The organism is Natronoarchaeum sp. GCM10025703 (genome assembly GCF_042661985.1).
In the GTDB taxonomy this organism is placed as follows: Archaea; Halobacteriota; Halobacteria; order Halobacteriales; family Natronoarchaeaceae; genus Natranaeroarchaeum.
The window spans coordinates 887,727-905,524 of sequence record NZ_JBHSZF010000001.1 but is presented as its reverse complement, the minus strand read 5'-3'; the positions used below and the strand labels follow the sequence as shown (position 1 = coordinate 905,524).

The window sequence follows — 17,798 nt, the reverse complement described above, 5'->3', positions numbered from 1 at the left end:
TGGTTGCACAGTGCGGTCACTTCGACGGGCACAGTTGCCAGTGCGGTTCCCAATCGACATCCAGTCTGTCACAACACCCGGACTGTCTGTCGGTTCGAGGCGTACTCGTGATACAGTCGACTGACCAAGCGGGTACACACCTCAAAAATGAGAAATCGGGAATGCGGATCTGTACCGTCTCGCAATCGAGGCAGTCAGTCGGCTGCTCCGGCACTCGCGGCCGCCGTCGACTGGCTCAGCGCATCACGACTGGACAGCAGGATGATACCGAATCCGATCTTTGCTGTCAGGTCGAGGACTGCAAACCCTGCGGTTTCGATGCCGAGACCCGGTAGCACGGCGAGCCCCTCGGTCCCGACTATCCACCATACGGGGTAGACAGCCCAGATGACGACGATCAGGTTCCGGAGCGTCTTGAACGTCGATGTCGCCTGGCCGCCAAGCGCTTCGGCCTTCTCGGTGAGGCTGCCAAACAGCATGTACAGCAACACGATCATGAAGGCCGTCGAAATGCCCCACCAGACGAGGCGCTGTGCCTCAGTCCCGAGGGCACCGATGGCTCCGGCACCGTCACCGGTCAGCGTCGCGATGACGCCCGTTCCAATCATCCCAACGTCGAGTCCCATCAGGGTAGCCAGCTCGTTCCGGGTCGCGCCCGCGAGCAGGCCGATGTCAAGTAACAACAGCGGCGTTGTGATGAACCAGTCAGTATATCTGGCCCAGTAAATCACCGTCTCTTCGCCGTTGATCATGACCGATGTAACACCGTATCCCAGCGCCATCGCCAGATAGTTCACGAACGCGATTGCGGCGATGAAGATGGTGACGATGTAGAACTCCTGCATCCGCTCGTTCTCCTCGCCCCATCCTTTCGCGATGAAGTATAACATCCCGATAATCATACCAGCTGTGCCGACCCACAGCGACGCTTCCACTAGTCCGCCAATTTCGCCAGGTAATACCATGCGAAGAATTCTATGGAGTTATTAAGTATAAATCAAACACATTACTAGTAAGGCATACAAAGTATTGGGAATTAAAGAGGAATGAGAGCGCTGAACTCCGCGTTTACTTCCTTGTCTTCGATGGGGGCAGGGAGGGAGGTCTAATGCCCTGTATCCTGTCTAAAGGGACCTTATGCGGAGAGTCGAACTCTCTCCGTGACAAGTTCTGACGACCCGAAGGACTCGCTTTGCTCGTCGTATGCTCCGTCAGAAATGGGTTGGGCAGATGTGAACTGCTGCAAGACGTGTTCGCTTCGCTGCGCGCGACTTGCGTAGTTCAAACTGCCGACTGCTTTCGACGACGAGGACCCCTCGCTTTGCTCGTCGTATGCTCCGTCAGAAATGGGTTGGGGCAGATTTGAACTGCCGGCTTCCTCCGTGTGAAGGAGGTGTCATAACCAGACTAGACCACCAACCCTCGCAAAAAGTCGTACCGCTGCTCCGGACTTAAGCCTTGCTTTCGGAAGGCGTCGCGTCCTCGCCCTCGCGGTACGAACGGATACGCTCACGAGCCTTCGTGACGGCTTCTTTCGCCTCTCCTTCGGCGCGCTCTTCGATCTCTTCGAGTTCCTCGCGGATGTTGTCGAGTCGCCCCAGTTCCGGCTCCTCGTCGTCGCCGGTGAGCGCTTTGAACTTCTCTTCGACCGGTTCGAGTTCCTCGGCGACGCCCTGTTTCGCTTTCTTTCCGGCGCGGGTCAGGTAGTACCGTGCATCTTCAGAAGTGCCTGTTCATATTCGTTGTTACGCAGAGAACAGATATAACTCTTGTGTGTTCATCCATCTGACGTATCTCTCCAACAGATGCATCAAACGGCACCCAGCAGGGTGGAGTCCAGTGCATGGCATATTTACCATCCATAACTTCACCGACAAGAGTGGGGAAAGCCCGTTCCACCGCTCCGAGTCAACCACCAGCAGTGCGTCACCGGTTCACAAATGGTTTTACCGCTCGGCGGCCGAGCAACGCACGATGTTCAGTCGGCTCTCGATCCCGACGCCGTTTCAGGTCGGCCCCGTCAACGGGTATCTCGCCGGACGAACGCTGATCGACCCCGGCCCCGACAGCGACGAGTCGTGGTCCGCCCTGACAGAGAAGCTAGCGGCCGAGGACTGCCAGGTAGACGACCTCGAACGGGTCGTAGTGACACACCCCCATCCGGACCACTTCGGGATGGCGAACCGACTCCGCGAGCGGGGAGTGCGGATCGTCGCCAGCCCCGACGCGGCCACCATCATCGAATCGTTCGACGACAGGCTACAGTACGAGCAGGCGTTCTTCGAGACGTTTTTCGTCCGTCACGGACTTGACCAGTCGACCGCAGAGACGGTGACGACGCTTCCCGAGGCGTATCTCCCCTACGCACCGAACTGCTCTGTCGACCGAACCGTCGACGATGGCGACGAGATATCGATCAACGGAACTGACCTGACGGTCGAGGCTGTAGATGGCCACGCGCCGGGCGAGTTGCTGTTCTCCTACGAGACGGCCGGCGAGTATCGGGCGGCCGTCGGCGACCACGTCCTCGGCGACGTGACGCCGAACCCGCTCCTCCGGCCGCCGATGGACCGGGAGGACGACCGACCGCGGGTGCTACCGTGCTACAACGCATCCCTCGCTACGCTCCAGGAGCGCCCCTTCGACCAGTTATTGCCGGGCCACGGGAGCCTCATCGACGATCCACAGGGGCGGATCGGCGAGATCCTCGCAGCCCACGAGGACCGGACCGCAAACGTTCTGGAACTGATCGACGGGCCAACGTCCGCACGGGAGGTGATGGACGGTCTGTTCGACGACCTGCCCGTGATAGACTACTTCCCCGCGATGAGCGAGGCCATCGGTCATCTGGACGTCCTCGAAGAGCGCGGCGAAGTGCGTGCAACTGAAGACGCCGGACGAGTGGTATACACACGAAAATGAATCCGACACAGGCGGTCGCGCTCGGCGAGGCCGACGCCGACATCGCGATCACCGGTGGACGCGTCTTTCTGCCCGAAACCAGAGAGTTCCGCGCGCTCGACGTCCTCGTCGTAGACAACGAGATAGCGGCGCTGCCCGAGGACGCGGGCGACGTAATTGGGCCGGAAACGACACGCATCTCGGCGGACGGGCGCGTCGTCATGCCGGGCTTGATCGACGCCCACACCCACGTCGACACCGTCCAGTCGCTGGAGAACGCCTACCATCACCTGCTTGCCTCGGGAACGACCACGGTCGTCACCGAGTCGTCCGCCCTCGGAAGCCTGTTCGGCGCGGACGGTGTCGAGGCGCTCCTCGCCGCGACGGCGTATCTCCCGATCACAGTGCGGATGACCGTCCCGTCGATGCCGCTGGTCGACACGTTCGGTGACAGACGCGCGAGCGAGGCCGACGAAGACGCCCTCGTTGATCTGCTCGCGGACGACCGCGTCGTCGGCGTCGGCGAGACCGACTGGGTCCACGTCGTCGGTCGCGAGAGCGGACTCGACGGCCTGTACGAACGAGCGCGACAGGAGGAAAACCCATCTGCGGCCACGGTGCAGGCTGTCGCGGCGAGAAGCTAACCGCCTTCGCGACGCTGGTCGACAACGACCACGAGGCGATCAGCGGCGAAGGGCTGGTCGACCGGGTCGAGCGCGGCATCCACACCATCGGCCGGTACGGCACGGTGCGGAACGACATCGATGCGCTCGCCGACGCCGTCGGCCGCATCGGCCCGTCCGAACTCTCGCTGTCGACCGACGGGATGTGGCCCCGTGATCTGCTCGACGAGGGCGCGATGGATGCCGTCGTCCGGCGAACGATCGAGGCGGGCGTCGACCCCGTCGACGCGCTCCGGATGGCGACGCTCAACCCCGCCAGACACTTCGGCCTCGACGAGCGCGGGTCGCTCGCCCCCGGCAACGTCGCCGACGTGGTGATCGTCGACGATCTGGAAGCGATGAACGTGACCACCGTCCTGAGCGGCGGCGAGGTCGTCGTACGCAACGAGGAGATCCGCGTCGCACCGCGGAGCCACGAGTATCCGGCGTTCGTCTACGATACGATCGACGTCGAGAGCGGCCCCGAGAGTTTCGCCGTCCCGGCCGAGGCGGCCGACGAGAACGGTCGTGTGAGAGCTATCGAGGTCGGCGAGGGCCTGCTCTCGATGGCGACGACGGTGGAACCAAGAGTCGAGGACGGCGACCTCCACGCCGCGCCGGATCGGAACGTCGCCAAGGTCGCGCTGCTCGACCGACATCCCGACGGTGACGGCACCGGCTTCACGGGCTTTCTCGAAGGCTATGGGATCGACGAGGGCGCAGTCGCGACAAGCATGACAATGGAGTCCACGGGCGTGCTGGCGGTCGGGACGAGCGACGAGGCACTCTCGACTGCAGTCGAGCACGTCGCGGACCTGGGTGGTGGCTGGGCCGTCGTCCGGGACGGAGAACCCATCGCGGAGGTGCCCTACCGGATCGCCGGTGCCGCGGCGGATCTCGAAGTCGAGGAGACGGCACAGCTACTGAACGCAGTCGAGAACGGCTGTCGCTCGCTTGGCGTCGACGTCGACCAGCCGTTGCTGACGGTCGTCTCGCTGCCGTTCGTCGGCGTCCCGACGTTCAAGCTAACGTTCTCGGGCTACGCCGACGTGCTCAACCGATCGGTGGTCGGACTCACGCCCGAGAACGGAGCGCAGTAACGCCTCAGTACGTCGGATTTTCTTCTGGAACGTCGTCGCGCTGGTTCACTACCCGGGCGAGTACGAACAGGGCGTCCGAGAGCCGATTCAGGTACTGGATCACGGCGTCGTTGATGTTCTCCTCGGCGGCCAGCGCGACGGTGCGTCGCTCCGCACGGCGACAGACCGCTCTCGCGTGATGGAGGCTTGCGCCGCTTTCGCTCCCGCCCGGCAGGATGAAGTTCTCCAGTGGGGGCAACTCCTCCTCATGAGCGTCGATCCACCCCTCAGTTCGTCGGCGTGTGCGTCGGTGACGACCGGATCGTCCTCCTCGGGCGAGGGGTTGGCCAGATCCGCCTGCGCGATGTGTAAGTGGTTCTGGATCCGTTCGAGTTGCTCGTCGGCGTCGTCGTAGCCGCTCGGCCGGACTGCCCCGATCAGAGCGTTGAGCTCGTCGACGGTACCGTACGCCTCGATGCGTGCGCTCGTCTTCGCGACGCGGGACATGTCACGGAGGTCGGTCATTCCCTCGTCGCCGCGGCCGGTGTAAATCTTCATACGAGATGGCAAGGGGGCGGACGAACTTAGTTCCTCTCTGCTGGCGAGTAGGTGACACGAGTCAGGGAAGGTTTATTCAGAATTACGTCGAATCTATAGTATGTATTCGAAAACACCGACTCGAAGCCGGCGGGACCTGCTCCCCGGAGGAAAAGCATGGCAGCAATAGAGATCGACGGACTCACGAAGCGGTTCGGCGACGTCGTCGCCGTCAACGATCTCGACCTCACGATCGAGGAGGGCGAGATCTTCGGCTTTCTCGGCCCGAACGGTGCGGGAAAGTCGACGACAATCGACATCCTGCTCGACTTCATCCGCCCGACGGAGGGATCGGTGACGGTGCTCGGCCACGACGCCCAGTCGGAGGGCGTCGAAGTCAGACGCCGCACCGGCGTGCTACCGGACGCCTACCACGTGTACGACCGGCTCACCGGTCGCCAGCACGTCGAGTTCGTCCTCGAAATGAAAGGCGTCGACGAGGATCCCGAGGCACTCCTCGAGCGCGTCCGGATCGCCGACGCCGCCGACCGAAAAGCCGGCGGCTACTCGAAGGGAATGCGCCAGCGACTCGTCCTGGCGATGGCGCTGGTCGGCGACCCCGACCTTCTCGTGCTTGACGAGCCGTCGACAGGACTGGATCCGAACGGTGCCCGCGAGATGCGCGAGATCATCCGCGCGGAGAACGACCGCGGGACGACCGTCTTCTTTTCGAGTCACGTCATGGAGCAGGTCGAAGCCGTCTGTGACCGCGTTGCGATCCTCGACCGCGGCGAACTCGTCGCAGTCGACACCATCGACGGACTGCGCGACGCGACTGGCTCGGGCGAGACGCTCTACGTCTATCTGCCGAGCCTCGACGAGGAGACGGTCGACACGGTGGGCGGACTCGACGGTGTCGGGAAGGCCTCGGTCCACGATGGCCGCCTGCGCGTGGCTGTCGACGGCGTCTCGAAGTTCGCCGTGCTGGAATCGATAGATCGGACGGTCGGGCCAGTACAGGACTTCTCGGTCGTCGAATCTTCGCTCGAAGACCTGTTCGTCCAGTATACGACCGAAAAACAGGAGGTCGAAGCATGACGACGCTCGCCGTCGCAAAGAAGGATTTCCGCGATGCCGTCCAGTCGCGGGCGCTGTGGGCGCTCGTCACCGTGTTCGTCCTGCTGTCGGTGGTCTCGTCGTACGCCTACGTGCAAGTACCGGAGATGTTCGGTTCCCCCGGGGTGCAACGTTCCCCGGTCTGATCTTTTTCACCGTGGGACTGATCGGGCTGTTCGTGCCGCTTGCGGCGATTGTCGTCTGTTACAAATCTGTCGCCGGCGAGCGAGAACTGGGAAGTATCAAGCTCCTGCTCTCGCTGCCGACTGACCGGCTGAACGTGTTCGCCGGCAAAGTCGTGGGTCGGGCCGCCGTGCTCGCGTTCGGACTGGGTATCGGGCTGACGGTCGGTCTGGGCTTCGGTTCGGCGCTCCTCGGAGATGTCGACGTCCTCGCACTGCTCGTGTTCGTCCTGCTGACGCTCGCGTTTGCTGGGGTCTACGCCGGCATCGTCGTGAGTCTCTCGGCGACGACGGGGTCGACGTCGCGGGCAACGACGCTCGCACTCGGCTTTTTCGTCGTCTTCGAGCTATTCTGGGACGCCGTCCCGGTAGCGGTGTTGTACGTCGTGGAGGGCTTTTCGATGCCGACGGCGGTACCTGACTGGGTGTTCGCCGTCACGCAGATATCACCCTCCTCGGCCTACTTCTCCGGACTTGTTGCACTCCTGCCGGATCTCGCCGCGGCGACCGGTGCTGATCCCGGACAGGGGGTGCAGGCGTCGACGTCGGGGCAACCGGCGGAGGCTCGCTCTACACGGCACCGGAGATCGGCCTCGTCATGCTCGCACTGTGGGCGATCCTCCCCCTCGCCGTCGGCTACTACCGGTTCGCCCGGGCGGATCTCTGAGACGGACAGCACTCCCCGTCTCACTGACCAGCCGCCGGGTCCATCCCTCGCGAGCGATAGGACGATTCGATATAGCACGATACGATTTATTGCCTGACTCGCCCGGACCAGTCCCGAACTGCCGTAATCGGACTCAGATAGCGTCTCGGCTCCTCGAACCGCGGAAAACTGACCCAAACCAGTGGCATTAAGCGGAGCGGCCTGAAAGTCGGGATATGGAACGAGAGACCTACTGCCCCAACTGCGAGGAAGAGCAGACCTTCTGGCTCACGGCGAGCACGGAGCTCCACCTCGGCACGAAAACGAAGTGGCGCTGCTCCGAGTGTGAACGCGGCGTCGTCCGGATCGGTGACGCCGTCGACACGAGTTCGACGGCCTAACCGCTCCGTTCGGACGCCTCCTTCCACTCGCCCACGCCCGACGGATCGAGATGCACGTGTGCGTCGCCGACCCCTTCTTCGGCCCGCAGCATGTCCACGAGTTCCGTCTCTACTTCATGGGCGTCCCGAAGCGAGAGTTCGCCCTCGACCTCGGCGTGTACCTCGACTTCGAGCACTGTGCCGTCGTAGAAGACCACCAGATCGTGAACCCCCTCGACGTCCGGATGGGACAGAAGAGTTTGTCGAACTGCCGCCCGCTGTTCGTCCGAGGGTGCCCCCGACGAGATAGGTGATGTTCTCCCGGCCGATCGAGAACCCCTGATAGACGACGAGCAGGCTCACCAGACCGCCAGCGAGGGGGTCGAGGATCGGGTAGCCGACGAGCACTCCGAGCACGCCGGCGATCACGGCGATGGAGGTGTAGATGTCGTTGAGGCAGTCCTTCGCGAGCGCGGACAGCGCCGTCGAGCCGAGGTCGGCGTTGACCTGCTCGGTGTACCAGTAGACGGCGTACATGTCCACGATTGCGAAGCCGATAGCTGCCAGCAGGAGATAGCTGAACTCGATGAACTCGTCGGCGAGCAGTCCCTGAATAGACTCGTAGAGGAGGTTGAGACCGAGCAGCGCGATAGCCACCCCGACGAACAGCGCGGTCAGCGGTTCGATCCGGGAGTGGCCGTGTGGATGAGTCGAATCGGGGTCCTTGAACTGGGCCTGTCCCCAGATCAGCACGACGACGCTGGCAACCAGGTCCGCAATAGAGTGTGCCGCGTCGGCCAACAGGGCGACACTACCGAACGTCAGGCCAGCGGCTCCTCGACGATGATCTTCACGGCGTTCCCGAGCACGTTCACCCACGATGCGCGGGCAAAGCGTGACCGGTCGGCGTCGTCCATGGGCGATTTAGATGTAGTCTAAACTTGAAGCTTGCCATCGCCGTCGGCTCCCCGGCCAGCCTACAGCGCTTCCGAGATTCCCTGTGTGAACTGGTCGACCGGGATGACGGAATAATCGACCGAGAGCGTGTCCTGGGTCGCCCGAATCTTGCCGACGAACGTCGAGATGTCTTCGAGTTCACCCTCGAGGACGAACAGTTCCATGCAGTAGCTCTCGCCGACGTGGCTGTGGAAGTTCGAGGCGACGAGGTCCTCGTGCTCGTGGCGCAGATTCATCATCTGCTCTTCGACGCTGGTCGTTTCGTAGTCGAAGACGACGGTCACCACGCCCATCAGGTCTTTCTCCTCGAGCTGTTTGTCCTCGAACTCGCCCAGCAGGTTCCGTGACGCCTCTCGGATGACTTCGCTCCGGCCGGTGTAGCCGTGGTCGTCGGAGAACTCGTCGATCCGTTCGAGCAGTTCCTCGGGCATCGAGACGCTTACGACGGTCATATATTAACTGAGTCGCGGTTCGTTATTAAGAATTACTGAACAGAGCGGTTAATCCGCGTCTCTCTTACTAGAAACGTCGGCGCTGCGCTACTCCTCGAGCGCCTGCCAGGAAAGTCGCAGGTTCCGCGCCGCCGATGTCTGGTCGATCAGTCGCGCCGCAGTCCGAGATGGCGCGGCTTCGAGCGTCTCGTCGTCCTCGTCGACGACGGCGTTGAACGCCCTCGCGAGACTGTCGAGCGTGTCACGGTTCTCTATCTCGGTTGGCTCGGTCATCAGCGCCTCGCCGACGATTTCGGGCCACTTGGTCGTCGGTGGGTGGACGCCGTAATCGAGCATCCGCTTTGCGACGTCCGCAGCGTCCTGTTCGCCCGCGCTGGCGACGAACTCGTGATGGAACGGGCCGTAGGGAACCTCGTACTCGATCTGTTCGGCGAGGTAGTTCGCGTTGAGTACGGCCTTCGCGCTGGCGTCGGTGAGCCCTTTGTCGCCGAGTCGCGCAATGTAGGCGTAGGCCTTCACGAGGACGAGCCAGTTGCCCGAGAAGCCGTGGACCTTTCCGATCGAGTTGTCGGGGTCGAACTCCTCGTAGCCCATCTCCGAGCGCCGGATTCGGGGGTGGGGAGGAACTCGGCGAGGTCATCGACGACGCCGACCGGTCCTGCACCGGGGCCGCCGCCACCGTGAGGCGTTGCGAACGTCTTGTGGACGTTGTAGTGCATGATGTCGAAGCCCATGTCGCCGGGGCGAGCGCGCCCGAGCAGGGCATTCAGGTTCGCGCCGTCGTAGTAGAGCAGGCCGCCGACGTCGTGGACCATCTCCGCAATCTCCTCGATATCGCGCTCGAACAGGCCGAGCGTGTTCGGGTTCGTCAGCATGAGCGCGGCGGTATCCTCCGAGAGCGCGGCGTCGAGGGCATCGAGGTCGATGCGGCCGTCCTCGCCGCCTGGCAGTTCGACGACATCGTAGCCGCCCAGCGCCGCGCTGGCGAAGTTGGTCCCGTGGGCGCTCTCGGGGACGATTACCTCGCTCCGGTGCTCGTCGCCGTTCGATTCGTGATAGGCCTGCGCGACCAGAATTCCGGTGAACTCCCCGGCCGCTCCGGCCGGTGGCTGAAGCGAGACGGCGTGCATCCCGCCGATCCGTGCCAGGTAGTCCTGTAGCCGGTACTGCAGTTCGAGGGTGCCCTGCTTGCGCCGCTCCGGCCGATCCGGATGGATCGACGCGTCGGCGAGCGCGGCGACGTCCTCGGTGAACTTGGGGTTGTACTTCATCGTACAGCTACCCAGCGGATACGGGCCAGTATCGATGGCGTAGGTCATCTGCGAGAGCCGCGTGTAATGCCGCGCTGCTCCGGTTCGGAAAGTTCCGGAAGCGTGAGTTCGTCCCGAGTCAGGTCGTCCGGCAGCGGGACGTCGGCAGTACTGTCCGCGTCATCGCCCGATGCAGTGCTCGCCCCGCTGAGCGCCACCGTCGTCTCGTCCTTGTCCGAAAGCAGTGGTTCGTAGACCGGTTCGTCGTCGCGTCGCCAGCGGGCCTGATCGAACGTCATCCCTCGACCACCTCCGTGAGCGCCGCGACGAAGCCATCGAGGTCGTCCTCGCCCAGATCGTTCACACAGAGCTGTATCTCGTGGTCGTCGAGGGCGTGGACGGCGTAGCCCAGATCCGCTGGCTGGGCGGCTATCTCCTCGGCCGGTCGCTCGGTGCTCGCGACGAACTCGCGGAAGTGATGCCGGTCGTGGACTGGCGCGTCGACCCCCGAAAGCTGGTCGACGGCGTCGGCGAGCCGGTCGGCCCGCGAGATACTGTCTTTCGCCGCCTCGACGAGTCCGCTTGGCCCGAGCCAGGTAGCGTGAATGGCGGCGCGCAGCGCAACCCACGCCTGGTTCGTACAGATGTTGCTCGTCGCGCGCTCCTGGCGGATGTGCTGTTCTCGGGTCTGGAGCGTCAGCGTGTAGGCACGCCGATCCGCGGCGTCCTTGCTCGCGCCGACGAGTCGTCCCGGCACCTGCCGGACGTACTCCTCTCGCGTGGCGAACATGCCCAGTCCCATTCCGTGACTCGCCGGAAGACCGAGCACGCTGGCGTCGCCGATTACGACGTCTGCACCCACTGTTTCAGGCTCTTCGAGCACCGACAGTGCGATCGGATCGGAGCCGAGGGCGAAGAGAGCGCCGTGATCGTCGGCGATATCGGCGACGGCATTCAGGTGTTCCTCGATGACGCCCCGAACCGTCGGGGTCTCGGCGTAGACGAGTACGGCGTCGTCGTCGGCCCGGTCGGCGAGCGCGTCGACGTCGACACAGCCATCGTCCATCTCGTATGTCTCGACGGAAAGATCGGTGCCGGCGACGTAGTTGGCCAGTACCGCCCGCTTTTCGTCTCGGATATGCTCGGGGACGAGCACGCGGTCGCCGGCCGTCGAGCGCACGCGATCAGCCAGCGTGGCGGTCTCGCCAAGCGCCGTCGCGGCGTCGTACATCGAGCAGTTCACGATTCCCAGTCCGGTTAGCTCCGCGAAGATCGACTGATACTCGAAGAGGGCCTGCAAGAACCCCTGCGAGACCTCCGGCTGGTACTGGGTGTAGGACGTCAGGAACTCGGAGCGCTGGGAGAGATGATCGACCAGCGACGGGATGTAGCCGTCGTAGTGGCCGCGTCCGAGCAACTCGACCATCGTATCGTTGCGTCCGAGCATCCTCTCGACGTCTTCGCGTACTTCGCGTTCGCTACGAGCGTCGATCCCGAACTCGCCGTCGAAGCCAACCCCCTCGGGGATGTCGAACAGGTCGGCCTCCTCGTCGACACCGATCGCGGCGAGCATCGCGTCGGTCTCCGACGGTGTATGCGGCGCGTACGGGCTTCCACCGGATCGGGTCACGGCTGGATCCCCGTCCGGCTACCGTGTAGAGCTTTCACGTGTGGAAGTTACGACTAGCCGTATATCATAATCCCGGTTCCGGTGCCCCAACTCGCTGCTGTGAGCGGTCTCGGGCACCGTCGCTGGACCGATCGAAGAGAACCCATATATCAAATACCGCTATACCAAACTTGGAAAATACTTTTCATATGGGGCTGGAATCGAGCATATGAATCTCCCAGAGCAGTGGACAACCGGCACTGTCTCTACGAACGGTATCGAACTGCAGTACTACCGAACCGGCAGTGGGGAGCCGATCGTGATAGCCCACGGAATGTACGATAACGGCCGTCGCTGGGTCCCGCTTGGCTCGGCGCTTGCCGACGACTACGAGGTTATCACCTACGACGCCCGTGGGCACGGTCGCTCGGGCGCCCCGGATACTGGATACGATATGGGTTCCCGCGTTGCGGATCTCGTCGGGCTCGTCGACGAGTTGAACCTCGCCGACCCGGTTCTCCTTGGCCACTCGATGGGAGCAGCAACGGTTGCATGGACGGCCGCGAACTCCCATCGTCCGCGCGGAGTAGTGCTCGCAGACCCGGCTCGATTCCACGAATCGCCCGATATCAGCATGGCAGACGCACGAGAGATGACTCGTGAACGATTACGCGAGGCGAAAGCGCGTTCTATCGAAGAGCGGATCGAAGACTACGATGACGCCGTCCACGGTATGGACCACGTCCGACGGTTAGCCGCAGCGACCGACGAGTGTAGCCCACATATCGCAAAGCTGCACAGGAACACACCCCCGTCAAAGACGCGTTCGACGAAATCACGTGTCCGACGCTGGTGTTGCGCCGCGACGCCGATGTGGCAGACAGAGCGACCGATCTGGACGCCGCTGACCGGTTGCGTGACGGCCGACTTGTACATATCCCGAACGCCGGACATTACGTATTCCGTGACGAATACGACGCAGCGTCCGCCGAGCTTCGTGTCTTCCTCCAGCGGTAAACTCACTGTGGGCCGGAACAACGGTTTTGTGCCAGCCAATCGTCACGTTCGCTCATGCGAGAGTTCGTTACGCCGCCAGCAATGGAGCCGGGTGACCGTATCGCTGTGCTCGCACCGTCGAGCGGCGGCGCGCGCGATGCGCCGCACGTCTTCGAACTCGGTCTCGAACGGTTGCGCGAGCTGTTCGACCTCGAACCGGTCGTCTATCCCACAGCCAGACAGGGCAACGATTTTCTCGCAGCCAACCCCCGCGCCCGTGCGGCGGATATCCACGCCGCCGTCCGCGATCCGGAGATAGCCGGCATCGTCGCGACCATCGGCGGGTACGACCAGCTCCGGATCCTGAAACACCTCGATAGCGAGGTGCTTCGCGCCAACCCGACCCGGTTCTTCGGGATGAGCGACAACACAAACCTCGGGCTCTACCTGTGGAACGAGGGCATCGTCTCGTACAACGGCGCACAGCTGATGAACGAGCTGGGTGTCCCGGGCGAGCTCCCGGCTTACACCGAGCGCTACTGTCGCCGCGCCTTCTTCGAGGAGTCGATAGGGGAACTCGCCCCCAGCGAAGAGTGGACCGACGAGCCCTCGACGTGGTGGACCGATCCATCGCAGATGGGCGAGCCACCGGCGTACGAGCCGAATCCGGGCTGGTGCTGGGCGGGCGGCGAGGGTGATGTCGAGGGGCGGCTCTGGGGTGGCAACCGGAGCATCGTCGAGTGGCAACTGGCGACCGACCGTTACCTGCCGGAGCCCGAAGCGCTCGACGGCTGCATCCTCGCGCTGGAGACAGCCGAGACGATTCCCGACCCTGACGAGGTAGAGGCGACGCTCATGTGTCTCGGCGAACGGGGGCTACTGGAGCGGTTCGCGGGCGTCCTGGTCGGGCGCGCGCCGACGCGAAGCCACCTGACCGAGCCACCGCGTGAAGAGCGGGAGGCCTATCAGGAGCGGCTCTACGAAACTATCGCCGAAGAGGTCGCTCGGTACAACCCTGGCGCGCCCGTAGTGCTGGGCGTCGACTGGGGCCACACGACACCGATTGCACCGCTACCGCTCGGCGAGCGCGTCCATCTCGATCCGCAAACGGGGACGATCGGATTCGAGTGAGACGTTATTCCGTCTGGTCGACGTACTCGTCGGCCGCCAGCAGGTCGTCGAAGTCGCTCTCGTCGTCGAATTCGATCTCCAGCATCCAGCCCTCCCCGTAGGGGTCCTCGTTGACGAGCTCCGGGGCGTTAAACAGTTCTTCGTTGACCGCGACGACCTCGCCGCCGACCGGCGCGTAGAGGTCCGAGACGGCCTTGATACTCTCGACGACGCCGAACTCGGCCTGTGCCTCGAGTTCCTCGCCGACGTCGGGGAGTTCGACGAAAACCACGTCGCCGAGTTCGTCCTGCGCGAAGTCCGTGATACCGACTCGGGCCGTACCGTCGTCGCGTCGCGCCCACTCGTGTGATTCCAGGTAGCCGAGTTCGTCAGGGGTTTCGAAGCTCATCTGTGTTCGTCCAGTAGGTTCGACGGTTCGACTCTTGCCTTTTTCGACTGTTCTCGGATCTCGACCCGCACGGTCGTACCGACCTCGGCGTACTCGCTATCGACGTAGCCGAGACCGATCGGCTCCGAGAGCGTGGGGCTCATCGTCCCGCTGGTGACGGTACCGATCGGCTCGCCGTCAGGGGTGGTGACGTCGTAGCCGTGCCGCGGGACGCCCCGGTCGATCAGGCGAAGCCCGACGAACCGCTGGTCGGGACCTTCCTCGTACACCCGTTCGAGCGCGTCGCGCCCGACGAACTCCGTATCGAGTTTGATGCTGAAACCGACGCCGGCCTCGTATGGGTCGCGGGGATCGGTCTCGTAGTCGAAGTCCTGTCCCGAGAGGAGAAAGCCAGCCTCGATGCGAAGCGTGTCGCGCGCGCCGAGTCCGCAGGGCTGGCAGTCGAAGGCCGACCAGACCGTCTCGGCGGCGTCCCACGGCGCGAGGATCTCGTAGCCGTCCTCGCCGGTGTAGCCCGTGCGCGAGACGAGAGCGCGGACGCCCGAGACCGTCATGTACTCGGCCTCGAACTTCGAGAGGTCGCGAACGTCGCCCTCGGAGACGTCGGCGAGGGTGGCGGGGGCGTCAGGCCCCTGCAGGGCGAACATCGCATAGGAATCCGTGTGGTTCTCGACGTCGGCGTCTAGCCCCCACTCGTCGCGGTGGTCCGTCCAGCGCGCCAGTATGTCCTCGTCGTGGCCGGCGTTCGGGACGAACAGGTAGCGCGCGTCCTCGCCGTAGGTCGCCACCGCCCGGTTACCCTCTGGCAGACGGTAGACCACTGTATCGTCGATGATCAGCCCCTCCTCGTCGGTGATCATCGAGTACTGGGAGTCGCCGGGCGAGAGTCCCGTCACGTCGTTCGAGGTGAGTCGCTGCATCAGGCGGGTCGCGTCGGGCCCGCCCACCTCGATCTCGCTCATGTGCGAGACGTCGAAGATCCCGAGCGACTCGCGGACGGCGTGATGTTCGGTCGTGATCGAGTCGAACTCGACGGGCATCTCCCAGCCACCGAAGTCGGTGAGTTTGGCGGCCCGGTCCTCGTGTACGGCCGCGAGCGGCGACAGACGTAGCGACATATCTGAGCGTTGTCGGGCAGGTAGTAATGGTTTCCGTCCGATGTGGCTCCACCGGGCATCCCAGTGCGTCGTTCCAACCGTGCTCCGTGTTTCGCCACACCTATGTCCCGAGGTGGGGAAGAACGGGCATGGTTGATCGGTTACGCGCCTTGCAGGACCGAATATCGGCGGTCAACGAGGCCGACCGCATGCGCGTCGGACTGTTCGTCGACGGGCCGAACGTGCTCCGCGACGAGTTCGACGTCGATCTGGACGACGTCCGCGACGCCGCCGCGGAGTTCGGCCAACTCGGCGTGACGCGGCTCTATCTCGACGAACACGCCACGCCGGGACTGATTCAGGCCGCCGAAGCGCGGGGCTACGAGGTCGTCATCACGAGCGGTGACGTCGACGTCAAACTCGCTATCGACGCCGCCGAGAGCGCCGTCCGCGACGAAATCGACGTCCTGGTGATCGCCTCTCGTGACACGGATTTCAAGCCGGTGCTGGAGACCGCGGGGCGCAACGGCATCCGAACGGTCGCCATCGCACCGGGGACCCACGGCCGGTCGGATGCGCTCAGAAACGCCGCAAACGAGGCCGTCCTGCTCGGCGAGTGAGCGTCGGCCGATTGCGGAGTGGCGCTGTTTTCGGGGAGACGGAGTCAATTGTCGACCTACGTCGCCACAGTAGTCACAGTACAGGAGAGCGCTACCCCCTCGATTCGACGCCGAAACGAAGTGCTTTCCACGCCGACGCTCCTTGTGCCGCGCATGGATCTCGACACGCCGGTCCTCGACAATCACATACACCTCGATCCTGACCACGGCAGAGGGATCGACGCCGTCGAGGACTTCGCACATCTGGGCGGGACACACCTGCTCGTCGTCAACAAACCCTCCTGGCATCTCGGCGTCGAGCCGGACACCGGCGAGGACTTCCGCGAGGTGTTCGAGCGCACGATAGCGGTCGTCGAGGAAGCGAGCGACGTCCTCGAGGGGCGAGCATGGCCGGTGCTGGGCGTCCATCCGGGACTGATCTCGCGACTCGTCGACGAGCGGGGGTTCTCCCCGGAGGCGGCGGGCGAACTCATGCAGGCCGGCCTCGACGTCGCCGGGGGTTCGTCGACGAGGGGCGCGCGCTCGCGCTCAAATCCGGGCGTCCCCACTACGAGGTGAGCGAGGGGTCTGGACGGCGTCGAACGAAGTCATGCGTCATGCGTTCGCGCGCGCCGCGGAACTGGATTGTGCCGTCCAGCTACACACTGAGGGCACTGACGATCTGACGGAGGTCGCGGAATGGGCCGAGGCAGCAGGGCTCCCGGCCGACAACGTCGTCAAGCATTACGCCGGCGGCACGCTCGCGGGGCCGGTCCCGAGCGTGATGAGCGAGAAAGAGCGCCTCCGCGTCGCGGCCGACGCGGGCGAGCCGTTTCTGATGGAGACGGACTTCGTCGACGACCCGGACCGGCCGGGGGCAGTTCTCGGGCCGAAAACCGTCCCACGGCGGGTCCGTTGGCTACTCGAGGAGGGCCACGAAGCAGCCGTCAGGACGGCACACGTCGAGACGCCCCGGACCGTGTATGGGATCGATACACGCGGGAGTTTATAAGTAGTCGCGCGGACGAACAACCGCCACGCTGGGATCGGTGTGCCGGGGAGGAGCGCCCCTACCTGATGGTACCGGCATCTCCGCCCCAGGGGATCACCAGCCCCCGGAGAGAAAGGGTTTTCAAGCCGCCAGCGTACGGTCAAGGTATGAGCGCGCCGCCGAACGAGTTTTACTCAGAGGAACGCTGGCAGAACTGGCTCGACCGAATAACCGACGAAGAACTCGACCCCGAAGACGAGGACTCCGCACGACTGCTCCTGAACCTGCAGGACGACGCCGCTATCGCGGTCGCCAAGGTCGTCTCGGCTCACGACGAGGACCATATCGACACCGAAACTGCGATGGAGGAGATCGAGGACATCCGCGAGATCGTCCTCAGTGAAGTCGAGTTCGACGACGAGGAGAAAGAACTTCTCGTCGACGACGTCCAGACCAGCCTCGTCTGCGTCTTCTACGCCGCCGAGGAGTACGTCTCGAACGGCGCGCCCGACGACGCCGGCATCGAGCAGTACGTCCGCGCGGCCGCCGACGCGGAGGCCGAAGAGGACATCGACGCGGCGCTGGGCTATCTCGTCCAGGCCGGTACCATGATCATCGACGGCGAGGAACTCGACTTCTCGGTCGTGGAAGATCTGGAGTACGGTCTCGTCTCGACCTGGGTCAACGGCCTCGACAGCCTCCAGAGCGCGATGAGCGATCCGGAAGTCGTCGAAGAAGAAGACGAGGAGTGAGAACACGGCGACGGCAGGGACTTTTTACGACGTTACTGACCGGCCCGTAGCCACGGTTGCTGGATAGCTAACC

At 63.9% G+C, this 17,798-nt stretch carries 13 protein-coding genes, 1 tRNA gene and 7 pseudogenes; 11 read left to right on the top strand and 10 right to left on the bottom strand.

Features of this window, described 5'->3' with window-relative positions:
* Nucleotides 1-194 precede the first annotated feature (194 nt).
* The 3 genes and pseudogenes from ACFQH2_RS05115 to ACFQH2_RS05105 form a co-directional block, all read right to left on the bottom strand.
* The gene (locus ACFQH2_RS05115; protein ID WP_377051562.1) at nt 195-965 is read right to left on the bottom strand and encodes a bacteriorhodopsin; all 771 of its coding nucleotides are present in this window, start codon (nt 963-965) and stop codon (nt 195-197) included.
* Between the two features lie 382 nt (nt 966-1,347).
* Nucleotides 1,348-1,422 (bottom strand) — tRNA-Val (locus ACFQH2_RS05110).
* A gap of 29 nt (nt 1,423-1,451) precedes the next feature.
* Nucleotides 1,452-1,737, bottom strand: a pseudogene (locus ACFQH2_RS05105) (hypothetical protein).
* Nucleotides 1,738-1,974: 237 nt separating this feature from the next.
* Here ACFQH2_RS05105 and ACFQH2_RS05100 point away from each other — a divergent pair.
* The 3 genes from ACFQH2_RS05100 (at nt 1,975) to ACFQH2_RS05090 (ending at nt 4,663) form a co-directional block, all read left to right on the top strand.
* Entirely contained in the window at nt 1,975-2,922 is a 948-nt protein-coding gene (locus ACFQH2_RS05100; RefSeq protein WP_377051558.1) for an MBL fold metallo-hydrolase, read from the top strand.
* Nucleotides 2,919-3,545, top strand: a complete 627-nt coding sequence (locus ACFQH2_RS05095; RefSeq protein ID WP_377076510.1) for an amidohydrolase family protein — start codon at nt 2,919-2,921, stop codon at nt 3,543-3,545. Before ACFQH2_RS05100 ends, ACFQH2_RS05095 begins: the two co-directional genes overlap by 4 nt.
* 104 nt (nt 3,546-3,649) lie before the next feature.
* Nucleotides 3,650-4,663 carry an adenine deaminase C-terminal domain-containing protein gene (locus tag ACFQH2_RS05090; RefSeq protein WP_377076509.1) on the top strand — a complete coding sequence of 338 codons (1,014 nt, stop codon included), beginning with the start codon at nt 3,650-3,652 and terminating at the stop codon, nt 4,661-4,663.
* Between the two features lie 4 nt (nt 4,664-4,667).
* Here ACFQH2_RS05090 and ACFQH2_RS05085 read toward each other — a convergent pair.
* Nucleotides 4,668-5,200: pseudogene (locus tag ACFQH2_RS05085) on the bottom strand (cob(I)yrinic acid a,c-diamide adenosyltransferase).
* A 156-nt stretch (nt 5,201-5,356) separates the two neighbouring features.
* Here ACFQH2_RS05085 and ACFQH2_RS05080 point away from each other — a divergent pair.
* The 3 genes and pseudogenes from ACFQH2_RS05080 to ACFQH2_RS05070 all read left to right on the top strand — a co-directional run bounded on the left by ACFQH2_RS05080 (nt 5,357) and on the right by ACFQH2_RS05070 (nt 7,524).
* Nucleotides 5,357-6,277 (top strand): ABC transporter ATP-binding protein, encoded by a 921-nt coding sequence (locus tag ACFQH2_RS05080; protein ID WP_377051552.1) that lies wholly within the window; start codon nt 5,357-5,359, stop codon nt 6,275-6,277.
* A pseudogene (locus ACFQH2_RS05075) lies at nt 6,274-7,144 on the top strand (ABC transporter permease subunit). Before ACFQH2_RS05080 ends, ACFQH2_RS05075 begins: the two are co-directional and overlap by 4 nt.
* A gap of 215 nt (nt 7,145-7,359) precedes the next feature.
* Entirely contained in the window at nt 7,360-7,524 is a 165-nt protein-coding gene (locus ACFQH2_RS05070; RefSeq protein ID WP_377051548.1) for a hypothetical protein, read from the top strand.
* On the opposite strand, the pseudogene ACFQH2_RS05065 reads toward ACFQH2_RS05070, so the two are convergent.
* From ACFQH2_RS05065 to gcvPA, 4 genes and pseudogenes are all read right to left on the bottom strand, one after another.
* Nucleotides 7,521-8,420: pseudogene (locus tag ACFQH2_RS05065) on the bottom strand (cation diffusion facilitator family transporter). The gene ACFQH2_RS05070 and the pseudogene ACFQH2_RS05065 sit on opposite strands and share 4 nt — an antisense overlap.
* A gap of 60 nt (nt 8,421-8,480) precedes the next feature.
* Nucleotides 8,481-8,912: a nickel-responsive transcriptional regulator NikR gene (nikR, locus tag ACFQH2_RS05060; RefSeq protein WP_377051544.1), complete on the bottom strand. Its 432-nt coding sequence runs from the start codon at nt 8,910-8,912 to the stop codon at nt 8,481-8,483.
* An 87-nt stretch (nt 8,913-8,999) separates the two neighbouring features.
* Nucleotides 9,000-10,461, bottom strand: a pseudogene (gene gcvPB / locus ACFQH2_RS05055) (aminomethyl-transferring glycine dehydrogenase subunit GcvPB).
* Nucleotides 10,458-11,792 carry an aminomethyl-transferring glycine dehydrogenase subunit GcvPA gene (gcvPA, locus tag ACFQH2_RS05050; protein ID WP_377076508.1) on the bottom strand — a complete coding sequence of 445 codons (1,335 nt, stop codon included), beginning with the start codon at nt 11,790-11,792 and terminating at the stop codon, nt 10,458-10,460. The pseudogene gcvPB and the gene gcvPA overlap by 4 nt, the downstream one beginning before the upstream one ends.
* Before the next feature lie 208 nt (nt 11,793-12,000).
* Between gcvPA and ACFQH2_RS05045 the strand changes: the two are divergent.
* Together ACFQH2_RS05045 and ACFQH2_RS05040 are read left to right on the top strand one after the other, a co-directional pair.
* A pseudogene (locus tag ACFQH2_RS05045) lies at nt 12,001-12,387 on the top strand (alpha/beta fold hydrolase); the annotation flags it as partial.
* Between the two features lie 455 nt (nt 12,388-12,842).
* Nucleotides 12,843-13,898, top strand: a complete 1,056-nt coding sequence (locus ACFQH2_RS05040) for a S66 family peptidase (RefSeq protein ID WP_377051536.1) — start codon at nt 12,843-12,845, stop codon at nt 13,896-13,898.
* A 4-nt stretch (nt 13,899-13,902) separates the two neighbouring features.
* Here ACFQH2_RS05040 and gcvH read toward each other — a convergent pair whose 3' ends face one another.
* Together gcvH and gcvT are read right to left on the bottom strand one after the other, a co-directional pair.
* On the bottom strand, nt 13,903-14,286 hold the full coding sequence (gene gcvH / locus ACFQH2_RS05035) for a glycine cleavage system protein GcvH (protein ID WP_377051534.1): 384 nt from the start codon (nt 14,284-14,286) through the stop codon (nt 13,903-13,905).
* Nucleotides 14,283-15,404 (bottom strand): glycine cleavage system aminomethyltransferase GcvT, encoded by a 1,122-nt coding sequence (gene gcvT / locus ACFQH2_RS05030; RefSeq protein WP_377051532.1) that lies wholly within the window; start codon nt 15,402-15,404, stop codon nt 14,283-14,285. Before gcvT ends, gcvH begins: the two co-directional genes overlap by 4 nt.
* Nucleotides 15,405-15,532: 128 nt before the next feature.
* On the opposite strand from gcvT, the gene ACFQH2_RS05025 reads away from it, so the two are divergent.
* The 3 genes and pseudogenes from ACFQH2_RS05025 (at nt 15,533) to ACFQH2_RS05015 (ending at nt 17,725) form a co-directional block, all read left to right on the top strand.
* Nucleotides 15,533-16,003, top strand: coding sequence for an NYN domain-containing protein (locus ACFQH2_RS05025; protein WP_377051530.1), 471 nt, complete (start codon nt 15,533-15,535; stop codon nt 16,001-16,003).
* A gap of 153 nt (nt 16,004-16,156) precedes the next feature.
* A pseudogene (locus tag ACFQH2_RS05020) lies at nt 16,157-16,994 on the top strand (TatD family hydrolase).
* Between the two features lie 146 nt (nt 16,995-17,140).
* The gene (locus tag ACFQH2_RS05015; RefSeq protein WP_377051526.1) at nt 17,141-17,725 is read left to right on the top strand and encodes a DUF2150 family protein; all 585 of its coding nucleotides are present in this window, start codon (nt 17,141-17,143) and stop codon (nt 17,723-17,725) included.
* Nucleotides 17,726-17,798 lie beyond the last annotated feature (73 nt).

What these genes read in the sequence shown, in the direction of transcription:
- ACFQH2_RS05115 (WP_377051562.1), bottom strand. Translation starts at nt 965, where the DNA reads ATGGTATTACCTGGCGAAATTGGCGGACTAGTGGAAGCGTCGCTGTGG.
- ACFQH2_RS05100 (WP_377051558.1), top strand. Translation starts at nt 1,975, where the DNA reads ATGTTCAGTCGGCTCTCGATCCCGACGCCGTTTCAGGTCGGCCCCGTC.
- ACFQH2_RS05095 (WP_377076510.1), top strand. Translation starts at nt 2,919, where the DNA reads ATGAATCCGACACAGGCGGTCGCGCTCGGCGAGGCCGACGCCGACATC.
- ACFQH2_RS05080 (WP_377051552.1), top strand. Translation starts at nt 5,357, where the DNA reads ATGGCAGCAATAGAGATCGACGGACTCACGAAGCGGTTCGGCGACGTC.
- ACFQH2_RS05070 (WP_377051548.1), top strand. Translation starts at nt 7,360, where the DNA reads ATGGAACGAGAGACCTACTGCCCCAACTGCGAGGAAGAGCAGACCTTC.
- nikR (WP_377051544.1), bottom strand. Translation starts at nt 8,912, where the DNA reads ATGACCGTCGTAAGCGTCTCGATGCCCGAGGAACTGCTCGAACGGATC.
- ACFQH2_RS05040 (WP_377051536.1), top strand. Translation starts at nt 12,843, where the DNA reads ATGCGAGAGTTCGTTACGCCGCCAGCAATGGAGCCGGGTGACCGTATC.
- gcvH (WP_377051534.1), bottom strand. Translation starts at nt 14,286, where the DNA reads ATGAGCTTCGAAACCCCTGACGAACTCGGCTACCTGGAATCACACGAG.
- gcvT (WP_377051532.1), bottom strand. Translation starts at nt 15,404, where the DNA reads ATGTCGCTACGTCTGTCGCCGCTCGCGGCCGTACACGAGGACCGGGCC.
- ACFQH2_RS05025 (WP_377051530.1), top strand. Translation starts at nt 15,533, where the DNA reads ATGGTTGATCGGTTACGCGCCTTGCAGGACCGAATATCGGCGGTCAAC.
- ACFQH2_RS05015 (WP_377051526.1), top strand. Translation starts at nt 17,141, where the DNA reads ATGAGCGCGCCGCCGAACGAGTTTTACTCAGAGGAACGCTGGCAGAAC.